We start from the raw sequence: 17,504 nt of genomic DNA, 5'->3' as shown, positions 1-17,504 counted from the left end.
GTCGTTGCGGCGGGGAGGGGTCAGTGGCGGGGCGATTCCCAAGCGCGGTGGTTCGGGCGGGGGTCCAGTTGTTCTGGGGGCCTGCTGCGGTAGACCACGTACGGGCGGAAGAGGTACTGGAGCGGTGCGCTGAACATGTGGACCAGGCGGGTGCAGGGGACCAGGGCGATCAGGACCATGCCGACGACCGCGTGGACCTGGTAGAGGACCGGGACCCCGGTCATCAGGTCCGTCCTCGGACGCAGCGTGAACAGGCTGCGGGCCCAGGGCGCGATCGTCTGCCGGTAGTCGTAGCCGTCACCGGAGGCATGGGTGAACAGGCCGACGACATGGCCGGCCAGGACGCACAGGATGCCGTAGTGGAAGGCGGGCGAGGCGACGTTCAGCAGCTTCGCCTCGTAGACCTGGGACGAGCGGGTCGTCCAGCCGTACTTGTCGTAGCGGTACCGCCAGACCAGTCCCGTCACCAGGAGCGCGCAGGCGACGTAGGGCAGGGCGCCCCACAGGAGCGTGGTCATCGGCGCGCTCCGGCGGGCGTGGGCGGCAGCGCGGCGCAGACCGCGTCCAGGACACACGCGTAGGGCGTGCCGAAGTCGGTGAGCCGGCACCGGAGCTGGTCCAGGCAGGCACGGTGCTCGGTGAGCAGGTCCGTGTTGCCGGTGCGGGCCGTGAACTCCAGCACCGCGGGCAGGAAGTCCGGCAGTTCCTCGCCCGTGAACTCCATGCCGTACGCCTTGTAGACGTCCTTGAACCGCACCAGGGACATGCCACGGCGGCGGGTGTCGCCGTCCTGCCACCAGCTGAGGTAGAGGCTGTGCCGGTTCTTGAAGTCGAAGACCTGTACGTAGTGCGCGGCCAGCTCCTGCCGTGAGGTCACCGTCGCGTGGTCGGTGAACTCCCGCAGCTGCGGGGCGGCTTCGCGCAGCAGCGGCAGCCGGGCGATGAAGTCGTCGTCCGGGTAGGTCAGACAGAGCGCCGCCGCCTGGTAGAACACCGCGTCCGAGGGCATCAGTCCTCCTTCGCCTCGTCGGGAGTGTCGGCGGTCTGCCGTCTGCGCAGGATGTGGAAGTTCTCCACCGACACCAGAGGGAGCAGTTTGCGTCCCGAGTCCTGGCCGAAGGGCCCGTCGCCGCCCATGCCGGGGCCGCCGTCGTAGTCGAGGCTGCACCCCTGGGGCAGCGCGGACTCCTCCAGGCGGCGGGCGTCGCCGACGGCCGCTGTCGGGATCACGTACCGGTCCTCGTACTTGGCGATCGCCAGCAGCCGGTACATCGTCTCGATCTCCTCCGGGGACATCCCGACGGCCGCGGGGATCCGCGTGTCGGGCTCCTCACCGAGGTTGAGCGAGCGCATGTGGGAGCGCATCGCCGCGAGCCTCTCCAGCGACGCCCGGACCGGGCCGGTGTCACCGGCCGTGAACATCTCGGCCAGGTACTCGAGGGGGATGCGCAGCGTGTCGATCGCGGCGAACAGGTTGCCGGCGTCCTCGCCGTCGTGACCGGTCTCCGACAGCGCGTCCACGACGGGGGACAGCGGCGGGATGTACCAGACCATCGGCATGGTGCGGTACTCCGGGTGCAGGGGCAGGGCGACCCGGTACTCGCTGATCAGCGCGTGGACGGGGGAGCGGCGGGCCGCCTCCATCCAGTCGTACGGGATGCCCGCCGCCTCGCAGGCATGCTGCACGCCGGGATCGTGCGGGTCGAGGAACACCCCCAACTGGGCCTCGTACAGGTCCTTCTCGTCCCTGGTCTCGGCGGCCGCCGTCACCCGGTCCGCGTCGTAGAGGACGACCCCGAGATAGCGCAGCCGCCCCACGCAGGTCTCCGAGCAGACCGTCGGCAGACCGGCCTCGATCCGCGGACAGCACAGCGTGCACTTCTCGGCCTTGCCGGTGGCGTGGTTGAAGTAGACCTTCTTGTAGGGGCATCCGGTCACGCACATCCGCCAGCCCCGGCAGTGGTCCTGGTCGACCAGGACGATGCCGTCCTCGGCCCGCTTGTACATCGCCCCGGACGGGCAGGAGGCCACGCACGACGGGTTGAGGCAGTGCTCGCAGATCCGCGGCAGGTAGAACATGAAGGTCTGCTCGAACTCGAACCGCACCTTGTCGGCGGCCTGCCGGCGGGTGCGTTCGACCATCGGGTCCAGGTCGCCGTGGGCAGGGGCCCCGGCCAGGTCGTCGTCCCAGTTCGAGGACCACTCGATCTTCATCGGTCTGCCGTCGAGCTGCGAGACCGGGCGGGCCACCGGGTAGTCGTCGCCGAGCGGGGCGTCGGTGAGGTTTCGGTACTCGTACGTCCAGGGCTCGTCGTAGTCCTTGATCTCCGGGAGCCTCGGGTCGGAGAAGATCCCGGCGAGCTTGCGCAGCCGCCCGCCCGCCTTCAGCCGCAGCGCCCCGCGCCGGTTCAGCTCCCAGCCACCGCGCCAGGTCTCCTGGTCCTCGTACCGGCGCGGATACCCCTGGCCCGGGCGCGTCTCGACGTTGTTGAACCAGACGTACTCCATGCCCCGCCGGTTGGTCCACGCCTGTTTGCAGGTGACCGAACAGGTGTGACAGCCGATGCACTTGTCGAGGTTCATGACCATCGCGATCTGGGCCATCGGACGCATCAGTACTCGACCTCCTGGGCGCGGCGCCGGATCACCGTCACCTCGTCACGCTGGTTGCCCGTCGGGCCCAGGTAGTTGAAGGCCCAGGACAGCTGGGCGTAGCCGCCGATCAGGTGCGAGGGCTTGAGGATCAGCCGGGTCGGCGAGTTGTGGACGCCGCCCCCCATGCCGGTGGTCTCCGACTTCGGGACGCCCACCGTGCGCTCCTGCGCGTGGTGCATGTAGACCGTGCCGGCCGGCATCCGGTGCGAGACGACCGCCCGGGCCACCACCACGCCGTTGCGGTTGACCGCCTCGACCCAGTCGTCGTCCGCGACCCCGATGGCGTCGGCGTCCTGCGGGGACATCCAGATGTTCTGACCGCCCCGGGAGAGCGCCAGCATGAACAGGTTGTCCTGGTACTCGGAATGGATCGACCACTTGTTGTGCGGGGTGAGGTGACGGACCGTCACCTCCCGCTGCCCGTCCGGGCCGAGCCGTGGCTCGCCGAAGAGCCGGTGCATGTCGAGCGGCGGCCGGTACACCGGCAGCGCCTCGCCCAGCTCGTGCATCCAGTCGTGGTCGAGGAAGAACTGCTGGCGGCCGGTGAGCGTGTGCCAGGGCTTGAGGTGCTCGGTGTTCAGGACAAACGCCGTGTACCTGCGGCCGCCGGACTCGCTGCCGGACCACTCCGGCGAGGTGATCACCGGCACCGGGGCCGCCTGGGTGTCCGCGTAGGTGACCCGCCGGCCCTCGTGCTCGGCGGCCAGGTGCGCCATCTCCTCCCCGGTGCGCTGCTCCAGGGTGCGGAAACCCTGGGTGGCGAGACGGCCGTTGGTGGTGCCGGACAGCGCCAGGATGGCGTTCGCGGCCTTCACCGCGGTGTCGAGCGAGGGACGGCCCTGATGTCCTACGCCGTTCGACTCCCGCAGCCGGTCCACCTCTTGGCCCGGCCGCAGCACGATCCCCTTGGCGGGCAGCCCCAGTTCCTCCACCAGGGGACCGAGCGCCGCGAACCTGGCGCCGATCGCCGTGTAGTCCCGCTCCACCACCGTCAGGCTCGGCATGGTCTCCCCGGGAACCGGCTCGCACTCCCCGCGCTTCCAGTCCCGCACCACCCCGCCGGGCTGGGCGGTCTCGCCCGGCGTGTCGTGCTGGAGCGGTGCGGCCACCAGGTCCCGGCGCACCCCGAGATGTCCCACCGCCAGCTCGCTCAGCCGCTCCGCCAGCGCCTTGAAGGTGTCGAAGTCGGTGCGCGCCTGCCAGGGCGGGTCCACGGCCGGGGTGAAGGCGTGCACGTAGGGATGCATGTCCGTGGACGACAGGTCGTGCTTCTCGTACCAGGTGGCGGCGGGCAGCACGACGTCCGACAGCAGGGTGGAGGTGGTCTGCCGGAAGTCCAGGGAGAGCAGCAGGTCGAGCTTGCCCTCGGGCGCCTCGTCCCGCCACCTCACGTCACGGGGACGCTGGTCCGGGGCCGCCTCCTCGGCGCGCAGCGAGGAGTGCGTGCCGAGGAGGTGCTTGGTGAAGTACTCGGCGCCCTTCGCCGACGAACCGAGGAGATTGGCCCGCCACAGGGTCAGCACCCGCGGCCAGTTCTCCGGCGCGTCCGGGTCCTCGCAGGCGAACTTCAGCGTCCCCGACCGGAGTTCGGCCACCGCTCCGGCCACGGGATCGCCGGACGCCCCGCCCAGTTCCAGAGGATTGCGGTCGAAGGTCGGGTACGACGGCATCCAGCCCACACGGGCCGACAGCGCCAGGCAGTCGGCGCCCGTCACGCCCGCGAACCTGCCCTCACCCAGCGGCGAGGCCAGCACGTCGGCGCCGAACCGGTCGTAGCGCCACTGGTCGGTGTTGAGGAACCAGTACGCGGTGCCGATCATCTGGCGCGGCGGCCGGGACCAGTCGTCGGCCGAGGCCGGCGACGCCCAGCCGGTCACCGGACGGCACTTCTCCTGGCCGACGTAGTGCGCCCAGCCGCCCCCGTTGCGGCCCTGGCAGCCGGTCAGCTGGAGCAGGGCCAGGAAGGCCCGGTAGATGGTCTCGGAGTGGAACCAGTGGTTGGTGCCCGCGCCCATCAGGATCATGCAGCGGCCCTTGGAACGCTCCGCTGTCCGCGCGAACTCCCGGGCGATCCTGACGCACTTGGCGGCCGGGACCGAGGTGTGCCGCACCTGCCAGGCCGGGGTGCCCGGGGTACGGGCGTCCTCGTAGTGGGTGGGCCAGCTGCCGGGCAGACCGGTCCGCCACACCCCGTACTGCGCCAGCAGCAGATCGAAGACGGTGGTCACGAGGGGGCCGCCGGGACCGCCCAGCCGGGTCGCCGGCACCCCGCGGCGCAGCACTTCGCCGCGGCCCTGGCCGTGCTCGCCGCCGTCCGTGTCGAAACGCGGCAGCAGCACCTCGACCCCGGCCGCCACCTCACTGCCGTGCATGGTCAACTGGGGTTCGATCGAGCCCAGTTCGAGATTCCAGCGGCCTTCGCCCGACTCGGTCCAGCGGAAGCCGAGGGAACCGTTCGGGACGACCGCGCGGCCGGCCGCCGCGTCCAGGACGACCGTCTTCCACTCGGCCCCCTCGCCCGCCTGCCCCAGGTCGGTGGCGCGCAGGAACTTGCCCGGCACGTACGCGCCGTCCCGCTCGGTGAGCGTCACCAGGAACGGCAGGTCGGTGAAACGCCGTACGTAGTCCACGAAGAACGGCGTCTCGCGGTCGACGAAGAACTCCTTCAGGATGACGTGGCCCATCGCCAGGGCCAGCGCGCCGTCCGTGCCGGGGTGCGGATGCAGCCACTCGTCCGCGAACTTCGCGTTGTCCGCGTAGTCGGGGGAGACCACCACCACCTTCTGACCCCGGTAGCGGGCCTCCGCCATCCAGTGCGCGTCCGGGGTCCGGGTCACCGGGACGTTCGAACCCCACATCATCAGATAGGCCGCGTCCCACCAGTCACCCGACTCCGGGACGTCCCTCTGGTCGCCGAAGACCTGCGGCGAGGCCACCGGCAGGTCGGCGTACCAGTCGTAGAAGGAGAGCATCGGGGCGCCGATGAGGGAGTGGTACCGGGCGCCGGCCGCGTGCGACACCATCGACATCGCCGGGATGGGGGAGAAACCGGCGATCCGGTCCGGGCCGTACGTCCTGATGGTGTGCACCTGGGCGGCGGCGACGATCTCCACCGCCTCGTCCCAGGTCGCCCGGACGAGACCGCCCTTGCCGCGCGCCCGCTGGTAGCGGCGGCGGCGCTCGGGGTCGCTCTGGATGTCCGCCCAGGCGTCCACCGGATCCGGGAGCCGGGTCTTCGCCTCCCGGTACATCTCGAGGAGCACGCCCCGGACGTACGGGTACCGCACCCGGGTCGGCGAGTACGTGTACCAGGAGAACGCGGCCCCGCGCGGGCAGCTCCGCGGCTCGTACTCGGGGCGGTCGGGACCGGCCGACGGGTAGTCCGTCTCCTGGGTCTCCCAGGTGATGATGCCGTCCTTGACGTACACCTTCCAGCGGCAGGAGCCCGTGCAGTTCACGCCGTGCGTGGAGGTCACGACCTTGTCGTGGCTCCAGCGGTCCCGGTAGAAGGCGTCCGCCTCCCGGCCGCCCGTCAGCGCCACGCTGTGCAGGTCGGGTGCGGGCGTGCCGGGCCGGAAGAACCGGGCGACGCCCAGCAGCGCCGCGCCGGGCTCCTTCGGGGGTGTCTGCGTGTCGGTCACCTGCGCTCCCTTGCCGGCCCCCCGGTCCGACGCTAGGGGCAGGCACGGGAACGCACCCGTTCAGGGCGCCCGGACGGGTCACCGGAGCAGGACGCCCCGACGGGTCAGGCCTTGCGGGCGACCCCGCCGTACACCGGCACGATGCCCTCCTCCTGGAGCGCCACGTCCTCGGGGTCCGGGCGCCAGCCGGAGACCGGGATCACGCCGGGGCCGAGCAGCTCCAGGCCGTCGAAGAAACGCGAGAACTCGGGCAGCGAACGCGGGTGGAAGGGCGTCCCGCTGCGCCGGAAGTTCGCCGCCGCCTGCTCGATGGCCGCCGGGCTGAGGTCCGGGGTGACCTGGGAGAGGATCAGATGGCTGCCCGGGGCGAGCGCGTCGACGTACCGCTTCAGCAGACCGTGCACGTCGTCGCCGTCCGGGTCGTCGCCCAGGTAGTGGGTCAGCGCCACCAGCGACAGCGCGATCGGCTGCCCGAAGTCCAGGGTCTCGGCGGCCTCGGCCAGCAGGGTGTCAGGGTCGCGGACGTCGGCGTGCACGTAGGCGGTGGCACCCTCGGGGGTGCCGCGCAGCAGGGCCTCCGCGTGGCGCAGCACGATCGGGTCGTTGTCGGCGTACACCACCCTCGACTCGGCTGCGACGCCCTGCGCGACCTGGTGCAGGTTGGGTTCGGTGGGGATGCCCGTGCCGATGTCCAGGAACTGGCGGGTGCCCGACTCGGCGACGGTCCGCACCGCCCGCTGCATGAACCGGCGGTTGGCGCGCGCCCCGCGCAGCACGGTGCCGTCCACCGCCAGGATCTTCCGGGCGAGTTCCTCGTCCACCGGGTAGTTGTCCTTGCCGCCCAGCCACCAGTCGTACACCCGCGCCGGATGCGGCCGGCTGGTGTCGACGGCGGGGGGCGCGGGCTCGGATGCGGTCACGGTGTCTGCTCCTCGGAGTTCTTCGCGGTGCTTCGCTCGGGGTGGTGCGCGGTGCTTCGCTCGGGGTGGTGCGCGGTGCTTCGCTCGGGGTGGTGCGCGGTGCTTCGCTCGGGGTCGTGCGCGGTGGGCACGCCGGGGGTGGTGCGCGGTACGTCGGGTCTGCTCAGATCTCGTCGCGGTACTTGCGCAGCAGTTCCTCGGTCCGCTGCGCCGAGGCGGCCCGGGCCGTCATGTGGTCCAGCACCTCCAGGTGCGCCCCGACCTCGTCCCGTGAGTCCAGGTACAGGGCGCCGGTCAGGTACTCGGTGAACACCATGTCCGGCAGTTCGGGCTCGGCGAACCGGAACAGCGTGAACGGCGCGTACGTCCCCGGGTGCGGGCCACTGGCGAACTCGGCGAGCTGAAGGGTGATCCGGTCCCGTTCGACGAGGGCCAGCAGCTTGTCGACCTGCTCGCGCATCACCCCGCGGTCGAAGCTCACCGGGCGGCGCAGCACGGTCTCGTCCATGATCACCCACAGGTGGGGCGGATCGTCCTGCTCCAGCAGCCGCTGCCTGGTCATGCGCAGCGCCACGTGCCGTTCCACGGCCGCGGGGTCGGCATGGCCGATCGTCCCGGCCTCCATCACGGCCCGCGCGTACGCCTCGGTCTGCAACAGGCCGGGGAAGAAGTGCGGTTCGTAGGAGCGGATGACCCGGGCGGCGCCCTCCAGGCTCACGTACAGGCTGAACCAGTCCGGCAGCACGTCGTGGAACCGCTGCCACCAGCCCGGCTGGTTGGCCTCCTCGGCCAGCCGCACGAACGCGCCCTGTTCCTCCTCGGGCACCCCGTACGTCTCCAGCAGCACCTGGACGTACGGGATCTTCAGCGAGACCTCGGCCATCTCCATCCGCCGCACGGTGGCCTGCGCCACCCGCAGTACCCGCGCCGCTTCGTCCCGGCCCAGGCCCGCCGCCTCCCGCAGCTCCTGAAGCCGTTTGCCGAGCACGACCTGACCGACCGTGGGCGCAGCACGCCGCTCACTCACGCCACGCCTCCCCTACGTGCACAAGTACGCGTGCAGTGTGCCACGCGATGCCGCTCTCGCACATGTTGTCGAGGCAGACTCCTGTATCTACGCGCGGAGCCGCCCGTGCGTCAACCCGTCGGCAGACAGCGCCAGTTGACGGCCGGGCCGTCCGGCAGCGGGAACCCGGGGGCGATCACGGTCGCGTCGCGCCCCCCGGCCGTGCCGCCGGCCCGTACGCTCGGGAACCGCGCAAGCCGCCGCAGTCCCAGGGAAGGAAGCCCCACCATGGCCGTCGAACCGCTGTCCCAGCAGGAGATCGAGGACCGGCTGACGGAGCTGCCGGGCTGGTCGGCGGACGACGACCGGCTCGTCCGCGCCTACCGCCTCGACTCGCACTTCGCCGCCGCCGCGCTGGTCGTGCACATCGCCCGCATCCAGGACGAACTCGACCACCACTCCGACCTGACCCTCGGCTACCACACGGTCACCCTCGCGGTGAACACCCACAGCGTGGGCGGCGCGGTCACCGCCAAGGACTTCGAACTCGCCCGCAGGGTGGAGGACATCGCTCCCGGTCACGGCGCACACTGAGCGATGTGCTGGACTACGACAAGGAAGCCGGGGTCTACGACGCGACGCGCGGCGGCGAGCCCCGCGCCGAGGCGGCGGCCGGTGCCGTCCTCGGGCTGATACCCGACCGCCCCGGCCGGCTCCTCGACCTCGCCTGCGGCACCGGCATCGTCACCCGCCGGCTGGCCGCCGCCCGTCCCGCGCTCCGCGTCACCGGCGCCGACCGCGCACCCGGCATGGCACGGATGGCGGCGGCCCGGCTGCCGGGGGCGGTCGTGCTCGCCGACAGCCGCCGCCTCCCCTTCCCGGACGCCACGTTCGACGCGGTCACCACGGTCTGGCTGCTCCACCTCGCACCGGGCCCCGCCGAGGTCCGGGCGATCGTCGCGGAGTGCGCGCGGGTGCTGCGCCCCGGCGGGGTGTACGTCACCACCGTCGACAAGGCCGCCGCGCACGACGTCGGCAGCGACATCGACGCGGTGCTCGCCGACCGCCCGCGCCGCCCGGCCCCGGACGCGGCCGCCGACGTCACGGCGCACGCCCGGGACAGCGGGCTGTCTCCCGCCGGACAGGCCGCCTTCGTCGGCCGCGGCCAGGGCCGCAGTCCCCGCTCCACCATCGCCGACCTGCGCCGCGGCTGGTTCACCCTGCTGCGCGCCGGCGACCCCCGGATCGAGGAGTTAAGCGGCCGGCTGGCGGCCCTGCCCGACCAGGACCGCCCGCGCCCCGACCCGCGCTTCGGCGTCCTGGCGTTCAGCAAGCCCTGAACCGGCCGACCGGCACACCAAGTTGGCGCAAAGCAACGGCAACGAGACGGCAGCCGACGGCGACTGACGGTGCGCGACCACGCAACCCGTCCGTCCTCATCGGAGGTTCGTCCCGTGCAGCACCCGCGCCCGCACCGCAGACACCGCTTCCTGCTCCCGGCGGTCGCCGCCACCGCGGCACTGATCGCCGCCGGTCTCACCGCTCTCTCTCCCACCCCGGCCGCGGCGGCCACCGCCCGTCAGGTCGAAGCGCTCGACCGGGGTGTGGTCAGCGTCCACACCGACGCAGGCAACCTGGTCAGCTGGCGCTGGCTGGGCACCGACCCCGACGACGTCTCCTTCAACGTCTACCGCGCCGGTACGAAGGTCAACCCGGCCCCGGTCACCGGCTCCACGAACTACTTCCACTCCGGCGCCCCGGCCCAGGCCGACTACACGGTCCGCGCCGTCGTGAACGGCGTCGAACAGGCCGACTCGGTGCACGCGATCCAGTTCCGCGCCGGCTACCAGGACGTCCCGATCACCCCGCCCGCCGGCGGTACCACCCCCGACGGCGTCTCCTACACCTACGAGGCGAACGACGCGTCCGTCGGCGACCTCGACGGTGACGGCCGGCTGGACTTCGTCCTCAAGTGGCAGCCGACGAACGCCAAGGACAACTCCCAGTCCGGCTACACCGGCGACACGATCCTGGACGGCATCACCCTCGACGGCACCCGCCTGTGGCGCATCGACCTGGGGAGGAACATCCGCTCCGGCGCCCACTACACCCAGTTCCAGGTGTACGACTACGACGGTGACGGCAAGGCCGAGGTCGCCGTGAAGACGGCGGACGGCACGGTCGACGGCACCGGTACGGTGATCGGCAGCGCCACCGCCGACTACCGCAACTCCAGCGGCTACGTGCTGTCCGGCCCGGAGTACCTGACCATGTTCAACGGGCAGACCGGCAAGGCGATGGGCACGGCCGACTACGTCCCGGCCCGCGGCACGGTCTCCTCGTGGGGCGACTCCTACGGCAACCGGGTCGACCGCTTCCTCGCCGGCACCGCCTACCTGGACGGCTCCCGTCCTTCCCTGATCGAGGCGCGCGGTTACTACACCCGCACGGTGATCGCCGCCTGGGACTGGCGGAACGGCGCCTTCACCCGCCGCTGGACCTTCGACACCAACTCCTCCACCAACTCCGGCAAGGGCTACGACGCCCAGGGCAACCACCAGCTGTCCGTCGCGGACGTCGACGGGGACGGCAAGGACGAGATCGTGTACGGCTCGATGGCCGTCGACGACAACGGCTACGGCCTGTGGACCACGAAGAACGGCCACGGCGACGCCCTGCACGTCGGCGACCTCGACCCGTCCCGTCCCGGTCTGGAGGAGTTCAAGGTGGACGAGGACGGCTCCAAGCCCTCCTCCTGGATGGCCGACGCCAAGACCGGCGAGATCCTCTGGTCCACCGACCCCGACGGGGACAACGGCCGGGGCGTCTCCGGGGACGTCTGGGCGGGCAGCGCGGGCGCCGAGTCCTGGTCGTCCCACGCCGACGGCGTACGCAACCCGCAGGGCACGATCGTCGCCACCCGCAAGCCCTCCAGCACCAACTTCCTCTCCTGGTGGGACGGCGACCCGGTGCGCGAACTCCTCGACGACACCCACATCGACAAGTACGGCACGTCCTCCGACACCCGTCTCCTGACCGGCGCCGGTGTCCACTCGAACAACACCACCAAGGCCACTCCGTCGCTCTCCGGCGACATCCTCGGCGACTGGCGCGAGGAGGTCGTCTGGCCGACGACGGACAACACGGCCCTGCGCATCTACTCCACCCCGTACGAGACGAGCACCCGCATCACCACCCTCCTCCACGACACCCAGTACCGCTCGGCCCTGGCCTGGCAGAACACCGCGTACAACCAACCCCCGCACCCGAGCTTCTTCATCGGCGACAAAATGCCCACGGCACCCCGGCCGTCGGTGTACACGCCCTGAGAACAAGACCTGAGCAAAGAGAGCGCGCGCCCGGTGCGGCGCGCGCCCTCGGTCGGTCAGGCGGCCGTGCAGGGCTGCTCGCCCAGTCGGAAGGCCGTGGGTCCCTCGTTGGAGCCGGTCCAGGTGCCCGTGAAGCCGAAGGACACCGACGAGCCCGCCGCCACCGTGCCGTTCCAGCTGACGTTCCTGGCCGTCACGGCCGCTCCCGACTGACTCCAGTCGGCGTTCCACAGCTGGCCTATGGTCTGGCCGTTCGGGAAGGACCAGCCGAGGGACCAGCCGCTCCAGGCCGCCGAACCGGTGTTGGTGAGCTGGACGTCCGCCTGGAAGCCGCCCGCCCACTGGTTGGTGATCTTGTAGGTGACCGTGCAGGCGCCGGCCGGCGTCGGGCCGGTGCCGCCTCCGCCGTCCCCGCCTCCGCCGGTGTCCGAGGTGTCGCCGTAGATCACACCCCGGCCGTTGGTCGAGACGTAGACCCGGCCGTAGACCCGCGGGTCACCGGTGATGGCCGCACCCGTCCAACCCCATTGGTGGGCGTCGTCGTTGACACGGGTCCAGGTCGCGCCCCGGTCCGTGGAGCGGAAGATGCCGCGGACGCCGCCGATCTTCGCGCTGGTGTAGAGGGTCTGGTACGAGGCTCCGGTCGCCGCCTTCCCGAAGCCGATCGTGTCGGCCTGGTCGACGTTCGAGAGCTTCGTGAAGGCCGCGCCGCCGTCCGTCGAGTGCCACAGACCGTACGCGCCGTCCGTCGCGCCCCCGGCCAGCCACACGTCGCCCTTCGTCCCCGGCAGCGCCTTGAACCGCACGCTGTCCCCGCTCGGCAACCCGGTCGCGGCGGACGCCGTGAAGGTCGCGCCGCCGTCCGTACTGACGTAGAACCTCCCGGACTTGAAGCCGTAGAAGGTCTTCGGGTCGACGCGGTCGGATTCCACGGCCGCGCCCGCCGGGATGCCGCTCGACGCCGACCAGGACGATCCGAAACCCGTCGTGTACTGGACGCCGGTGCCGGCCGGACTCCAGACGAACCGGCTGCCGTCCGGGGCGGCCGCCACCGTGCCGCCGCCGCTCACCCCCGAAGGGTCCGTCCCCGCGAACCAGTTCGCCCCGTTGTCCGTCGAGAACGCGATGTGCGGACCGGAGTCCAGGTCGCCCACGCGGACCACCGTGTCCGGGTTCGACTCGGCGAAGTCCAGGCTCGTGGTCGTCGTGAACGTCGGGGACGTGTACATCATCGAGGGGACCTTGGTGAGGTCCGTGTGCCGGAACCCGCCGATGTCACCGAGCGCGCTGAAGAGCTGGGCGCCGCCCGACGGGGGAGCGGCGAGGTCGTCGACGGCTGTCTCCTCCAGCCCCTGCACCATGGGCTTCACGGTGAACTGGCCCCCGCTGTCCCACCGGGTGAGATTCTCGGTGCCGTAGAGCGTGGCGCCCGTCCCGTACATCATCCGGTCGGAGTCGAACGGGTCGATCTCCAGCGACTCCGTCATCCACCCGAGTTTCGGGCTCTGTTCGGGGGGCGAGGGGTTCGCGCCGAAGGTCAGCCAGGGGGAGGACGACACGTCGATGGTGTAGCGGTTCGAGCGGTTCGGGTACGACGTGTAGTCCCACGCCCTGGTCCAGGTCGCCCCGCTGTCCGTGGAGCGGAAGATCTGGGTGTCCGGCCACCAGGAGCTGTAGGCGGTCGCCATGACGGTGCCGGGGTGCTGCCGGTCGACCGTCAGGCCGCCGAACCCGTAGTAGGTGTCCGCCTCCGCGACCGGGCTGATGTCCGTCCAGGTGCCGGTCGCCGTCGCGTACCGCCAGAGCCGACCCTTGCCGCCGTCGTAGGGGCCGCCCTTGTCGCTGTAGGCGACGTAGAGGTAGCTGTTCTTCGCGTCCAGGACACCCTTGTGGGCGAGGTATCCGGTGGGCTGCCCGGCCAGCCGGGTCCAGGTCGCACCCGCGTCCGTCGAGCGGTACACCGCGTTGTCCTTGTCGGCGACCCCGACGTAGATCGTCTTCGTCGCCGAACCGGCGGTCCCCGTCGACTCGTCGAAGGTGACCCACACGATGCCCTGGTTGTCGGAGGCGTACCCGGTGGTGTCGGTCGGGTCCTGCACGTAGGTGCCGACATCGGGGAAGTCCGTCACCTGCGACCAGGTCACGCCCGAGTCCGTCGACCGCCACAGGCCCTTGCCGCTGGGCGCGCCCAGATACAGCACGCTGTCCTTGTTCGGGTCGATCGCCAGCCGCTCGCCCATGCCCCGGCCGGGCATGTTGCCGCCCAGTTTGAACGGCAGGTCGGTCTTCTGCCAGCTCGCACCCCGGTCGGAGGAGCGCAGCACCGCGCCGTCGGTCGGGTCCCAGCTGTTGGTGTACGTCCCGACGGCCGCGTACACCCTGTCCGGATCGACGGAGTCGGAGGCCAGACTGACCACACCGGTGTGCCCCCACTCGTTCCAGCCGACCGAGTCCAGCAACGGGGTCCAGCTCTTCGTCGACTCCGACCAGCGGTAGGCCCCGCCGATGTCGGTACGGGCGTAGGCGAGGTTCTTCTCGGTGCGGTTGAAGACGATCCCGGGCACGAAACCACCGCCGTCGATACGGGCGTTGTGCCAGGTGTAGCTGTCGGCCGCGAGGGTGACCTGCGAGGTGTCGTGCGCGGCGAGTGCGGGCGGGGTGCCGACGAGTAAGCCGGCGGCGAGGGCGAGCACAGCGGTGAGGATGCGGGTTCTTCGCACGCGAGAAGTCCTCTCCATAAAGGGGAAGGGCGGCCCCCGGCGTGGAGGGGCCGCCCACTGGAGCGCCCCTTCAGGGGCGCGGGGAACTGCGCGACCAGCCACGACGCGGCCGCAGCCGAAGCCACAGCCGCAGCCGAACTACTCCAGCAGCTCCGCGTACGACCCCATCGCCAGCGCGATGTCCGCCTGGGCCCAGAACCGGTGGTACGTGAACACAGGCGCGGCCCCGCCTGCCAAGTAGCTCTGGATCTTCGACCACGCGGGGTCGTCCTTGTAGAAGCTCCGCAGCGACGCGAACGTGGACGAAGAGTTGACCGCGTCCCCGTTCGGCATCTTCCCGGTCCACCCGCTCGGCACGTACACCGTGTCGTCGAACCGGTTGTAGTCGGCCCGCGTCTCCGGCACCGCGATCCCCAGGCTGTCCTGGTAGTTGCCCCACATGCCGTCGAGCAGCGCCTTGGCCGTCGACTTCGCCGTCGCGTCACCGGACCTGGCGGCGTAGTACGTCAACGTCTTGGCGTACGCGGCCGCCACGCCCACGTCGTTCGTGTAGTCGGCGACCGTGACGTGGAGTCCGCTGTTGGAGCCGGGACTCGACGCGTTCCAGGTGTCGGGCTGCCCCGACCACTGGAGCGTCGACGGGATGAGATACGTGCCGTCCGGATTGACCGTGGTCTTGGACAGCGCCCACGCCACCCACTTGTCGAGGACCGCCTTGGCGCTCGCGTTGCCGGTCTGCTGGTAGTACTCGGCGACCCGCTCCATCGACCAGGCCTGGAAACCGAACCACTGGTTGGACGGCGGGTCGTGGTAGACCGGCTCCCAGTCGTAGTACATGCCGTAGAACGTCGGCGTACCCGACGGCGGGCTCGCGTACCGCCCCTGCCAGCTGTTGGTCGCGCCACCGGCGATGGCCCCCTCCGACGACTGCAGCCAGCGGTAGAACTCCAGCTGCCTGGTCAGGGACGTACCCCAGTCCGCCGCTCCCGTCGCCGACTTGGGCTTCAGGTCGGCGTACGAGCTCAGCGCGTACGCGGCCAGCGGGTTCTGGTAACCCCCGTGCACATGGCTCGACCCGATCCGCCAGGCCCAGCCCGCGCTGGTGTCGGTCGCCCCGCCCCACGCGTAGTACCAGGACAGCAGATAGTCCGAGGCGTCCTTGCCGGTGCCGGCCGCGCACGTCGTCGGCCCCACACAGTTGCCGATCTTCTTGAAGTACTTGTCGTACATGGCGTAGCGCAGGTAGTCGCCCATCTTCGCCGCCTTGCCCACGGTGGCGGAGACGTCACCGCCCTTGCCCTGCTCCTTCGCCCACACGTCAGCCCAGTACGCGGCCTGCACGGCACGCGCGTCGGCGTCCGGGGCGTCCGTGTACTTCCACTGCCTGGCGTAGGACGAGTCACCGGTGAACAGGTCCAGGTAGCCGTTGGTCCCGCCGTACTTGAAGGCGTCGCAGGTCGGCTGCGGAACCGTCTCCCAGACCGACTCCTGCGCCCCGCGCTGGAAGGTGTTGATGTACGACGGGCCGTCCGCGGCCGGACCCGCCTCGCACCCGCCGCCCGGGGTGTCACCGTAGCCGTAGACGTTGTCGACGTCCTGGAGCCAGTGCATGCCGTACACGTCGTCCGTGCCGTACGCGCTCTTCAGCTCCGAGGCGATCGGGTCCGAGCCCACCGACACCGTGGTGTCCAGCTTCGCCGGGTACTCGTTCGGGGTGTCCAGCTCGGGTGCGTAGGTGGCCGGTTTGGACGCGTTGTAGAAGGAGTTCGTCGGCTGGTCGGCGTGGGTGGGGATCATGTACTTCTCCATGAGCGCCCACGCGCCGTTGAACTTGGACCAGTCGCCGGTGACCTTGCCGTACATGGCCTGAAGCCAGAGAAGGTAGCTGTACGCCTCGGACGTGGTCTCGTGCCCCTGGTCCGGTGCCTCGACGATCAGCGTCTCGACCGAGTGGTAGGGGATGCCCTCGGGGGAGAAGTAGCCGTTCGCCGGGTTGGTGATCTTCCCGTACAGGTCCAGGAAGCGTGCGTCGTACGCCTTCGAGGCGGCCAGTTCCGTCACCGTCACCGTGGCCCCGGTGTAGCCGGCCGCGGACGCGGTGAAGGTCGCGGTACCGGTGCCGGCGGAGTCCGCGGCCACGGTCACGTTCTGCGCGGTGCTCCAGTTGGACGGCGTGAACGTCAGCGAGGAACCGGCGCTCACCGACAGCCCGGTGTTGCCGGCCGTGCGGGCCACCGCGACCGTCACGCTGGTGCTCGGCTGCTTCGACAGGCTGACCCCGAAGGTGCCGGTCGCGCCCTGCTGGACACCCAGCTGGGTGGGCGAGGCGACCACCGCGGGACCCGAGGCGACCGTGATGCCGACCGGCGTGGAGGAGGCGGACGCGCCGAGGCTGTCGTACGCCTTCGCCACCAGCGAATGACTGCCCACGGTCAAACTTGGGACCGAGAGCGAGTAGGGCGACGAGGTGTCCGTGCCCAGCAGCGTGGTGTCGTCATAGAACTCGATCTTGCTGATCGTCGCGCCGTCGGCCGCCGCCGCGGTCGCCGCCAGCGGGACCGCGTCGCCCTGCGTGTACACCGCGCCGGCGGTGGGGCTGGTCAGCACGGTGACCGGCGGCTGGTGCGCACCGGCGCAGGTGGTGCCGTTGATCGCGAAGCTCGTCGGGGCCGCGTTGCCGCCGGTGTAGGAGAACTGGGCGCCGGTCGACACCGCCGCGCCCGCCGCGATGGTGCCGTTGTACGACGCGTTCTGCACGGTGACCGAGGTGCCGGACTGGGACCAGGTGCCGTTCCAGCCGTTCGACAGCTTCTGGTTGCCCGTGTACGCGTACGTCAGGGTCCAGCCGTTGATCGCGTCCGTACCGCGGTTGGTGATCGTGAGGTCCGCGGTGAAGCCGGTGCCCCAGTCGTTGGTCTTGTAGTCGACGCTGCACTGGACGGTCGCCGCGTGCGCGGGGGTCGTCCCGGTGGCGAGCATCGACAGCGGGAGGGCGAGGGCCGCGGCGACGGCGGTCCACAACCGCCGTACGGCTCTGCGCCGCCTCCCGGGGGCGGGGCCTGAGGGGTGTGCGGGATGCATGTGCTGGTTCCTCCTTGCGCTTGCGGCTCGGGGAGAAGTCAAGGCTTGAACCAGTGGGAGCGCTCCCATAGTGGAGACGTGGCATGGTTCGGTCAAGGCGGTTGAAGAGTCGAAATGATTCGACGGACCACGTTGGCGAAAAGTCAGGCAAC

General features: G+C 70.8%; 11 protein-coding genes. 3 read left to right on the top strand and 8 right to left on the bottom strand.

Annotated elements, in window-relative coordinates:
• Window positions 1–20 precede the first annotated feature (20 nt).
• The 6 genes from MB828_RS01525 to MB828_RS01500 all read right to left on the bottom strand — a co-directional run bounded on the left by MB828_RS01525 (window position 21) and on the right by MB828_RS01500 (window position 8,243).
• Window positions 21–518, bottom strand: a complete 498-nt coding sequence (locus tag MB828_RS01525) for a respiratory nitrate reductase subunit gamma (protein ID WP_301646595.1) — start codon at window positions 516–518, stop codon at window positions 21–23.
• On the bottom strand, window positions 515–1,009 hold the full coding sequence (gene narJ, locus MB828_RS01520; RefSeq protein ID WP_133026214.1) for a nitrate reductase molybdenum cofactor assembly chaperone: 495 nt from the start codon (window positions 1,007–1,009) through the stop codon (window positions 515–517). Before narJ ends, MB828_RS01525 begins: the two co-directional genes overlap by 4 nt.
• Window positions 1,009–2,613, bottom strand: a complete 1,605-nt coding sequence (gene narH, locus MB828_RS01515) for a nitrate reductase subunit beta (protein ID WP_301646594.1) — start codon at window positions 2,611–2,613, stop codon at window positions 1,009–1,011. The genes narJ and narH overlap by 1 nt, the downstream gene beginning before the upstream one ends.
• Window positions 2,613–6,296 (bottom strand): nitrate reductase subunit alpha, encoded by a 3,684-nt coding sequence (locus MB828_RS01510; protein ID WP_301646593.1) that lies wholly within the window; start codon window positions 6,294–6,296, stop codon window positions 2,613–2,615. The genes narH and MB828_RS01510 overlap by 1 nt, the downstream gene beginning before the upstream one ends.
• A gap of 104 nt (window positions 6,297–6,400) precedes the next feature.
• Entirely contained in the window at window positions 6,401–7,216 is an 816-nt protein-coding gene (locus tag MB828_RS01505; protein WP_133026211.1) for an SAM-dependent methyltransferase, read from the bottom strand.
• A gap of 163 nt (window positions 7,217–7,379) precedes the next feature.
• On the bottom strand, window positions 7,380–8,243 hold the full coding sequence (locus tag MB828_RS01500; protein ID WP_133026210.1) for a helix-turn-helix domain-containing protein: 864 nt from the start codon (window positions 8,241–8,243) through the stop codon (window positions 7,380–7,382).
• A gap of 267 nt (window positions 8,244–8,510) precedes the next feature.
• Between MB828_RS01500 and MB828_RS01495 the strand changes: the two genes are divergently transcribed.
• The 3 genes from MB828_RS01495 (at window position 8,511) to MB828_RS01485 (ending at window position 11,551) form a co-directional block, all read left to right on the top strand.
• Window positions 8,511–8,816 carry a 4a-hydroxytetrahydrobiopterin dehydratase gene (locus MB828_RS01495; RefSeq protein ID WP_301646592.1) on the top strand — a complete coding sequence of 102 codons (306 nt, stop codon included), beginning with the start codon at window positions 8,511–8,513 and terminating at the stop codon, window positions 8,814–8,816.
• Window positions 8,817–8,821: 5 nt separating this feature from the next.
• Entirely contained in the window at window positions 8,822–9,562 is a 741-nt protein-coding gene (locus MB828_RS01490; protein WP_301646591.1) for a class I SAM-dependent methyltransferase, read from the top strand.
• A 114-nt stretch (window positions 9,563–9,676) separates the two neighbouring features.
• Window positions 9,677–11,551 (top strand): rhamnogalacturonan lyase, encoded by a 1,875-nt coding sequence (locus MB828_RS01485; RefSeq protein WP_301646590.1) that lies wholly within the window; start codon window positions 9,677–9,679, stop codon window positions 11,549–11,551.
• Between the two features lie 56 nt (window positions 11,552–11,607).
• Here the strand turns inward: MB828_RS01485 and MB828_RS01480 are convergent, their stop codons facing one another.
• Together MB828_RS01480 and MB828_RS01475 are read right to left on the bottom strand one after the other, a co-directional pair.
• Window positions 11,608–14,271, bottom strand: coding sequence for a cellulose binding domain-containing protein (locus MB828_RS01480; RefSeq protein ID WP_301646589.1), 2,664 nt, complete (start codon window positions 14,269–14,271; stop codon window positions 11,608–11,610).
• Window positions 14,272–14,409: 138 nt separating this feature from the next.
• Complete coding sequence (locus MB828_RS01475) at window positions 14,410–17,352, bottom strand: glycoside hydrolase family 48 protein (RefSeq protein ID WP_301646588.1); 2,943 nt, start codon at window positions 17,350–17,352, stop codon at window positions 14,410–14,412.
• Window positions 17,353–17,504 lie beyond the last annotated feature (152 nt).

It is taken from the genome of Streptomyces arenae (assembly GCF_022343545.1).
Classification (GTDB): Bacteria; Actinomycetota; Actinomycetes; order Streptomycetales; family Streptomycetaceae; genus Streptomyces; species Streptomyces humi.
Note: the sequence above shows the minus strand (reverse complement) of the source record. Positions and strands in the feature narration are given on the sequence as shown.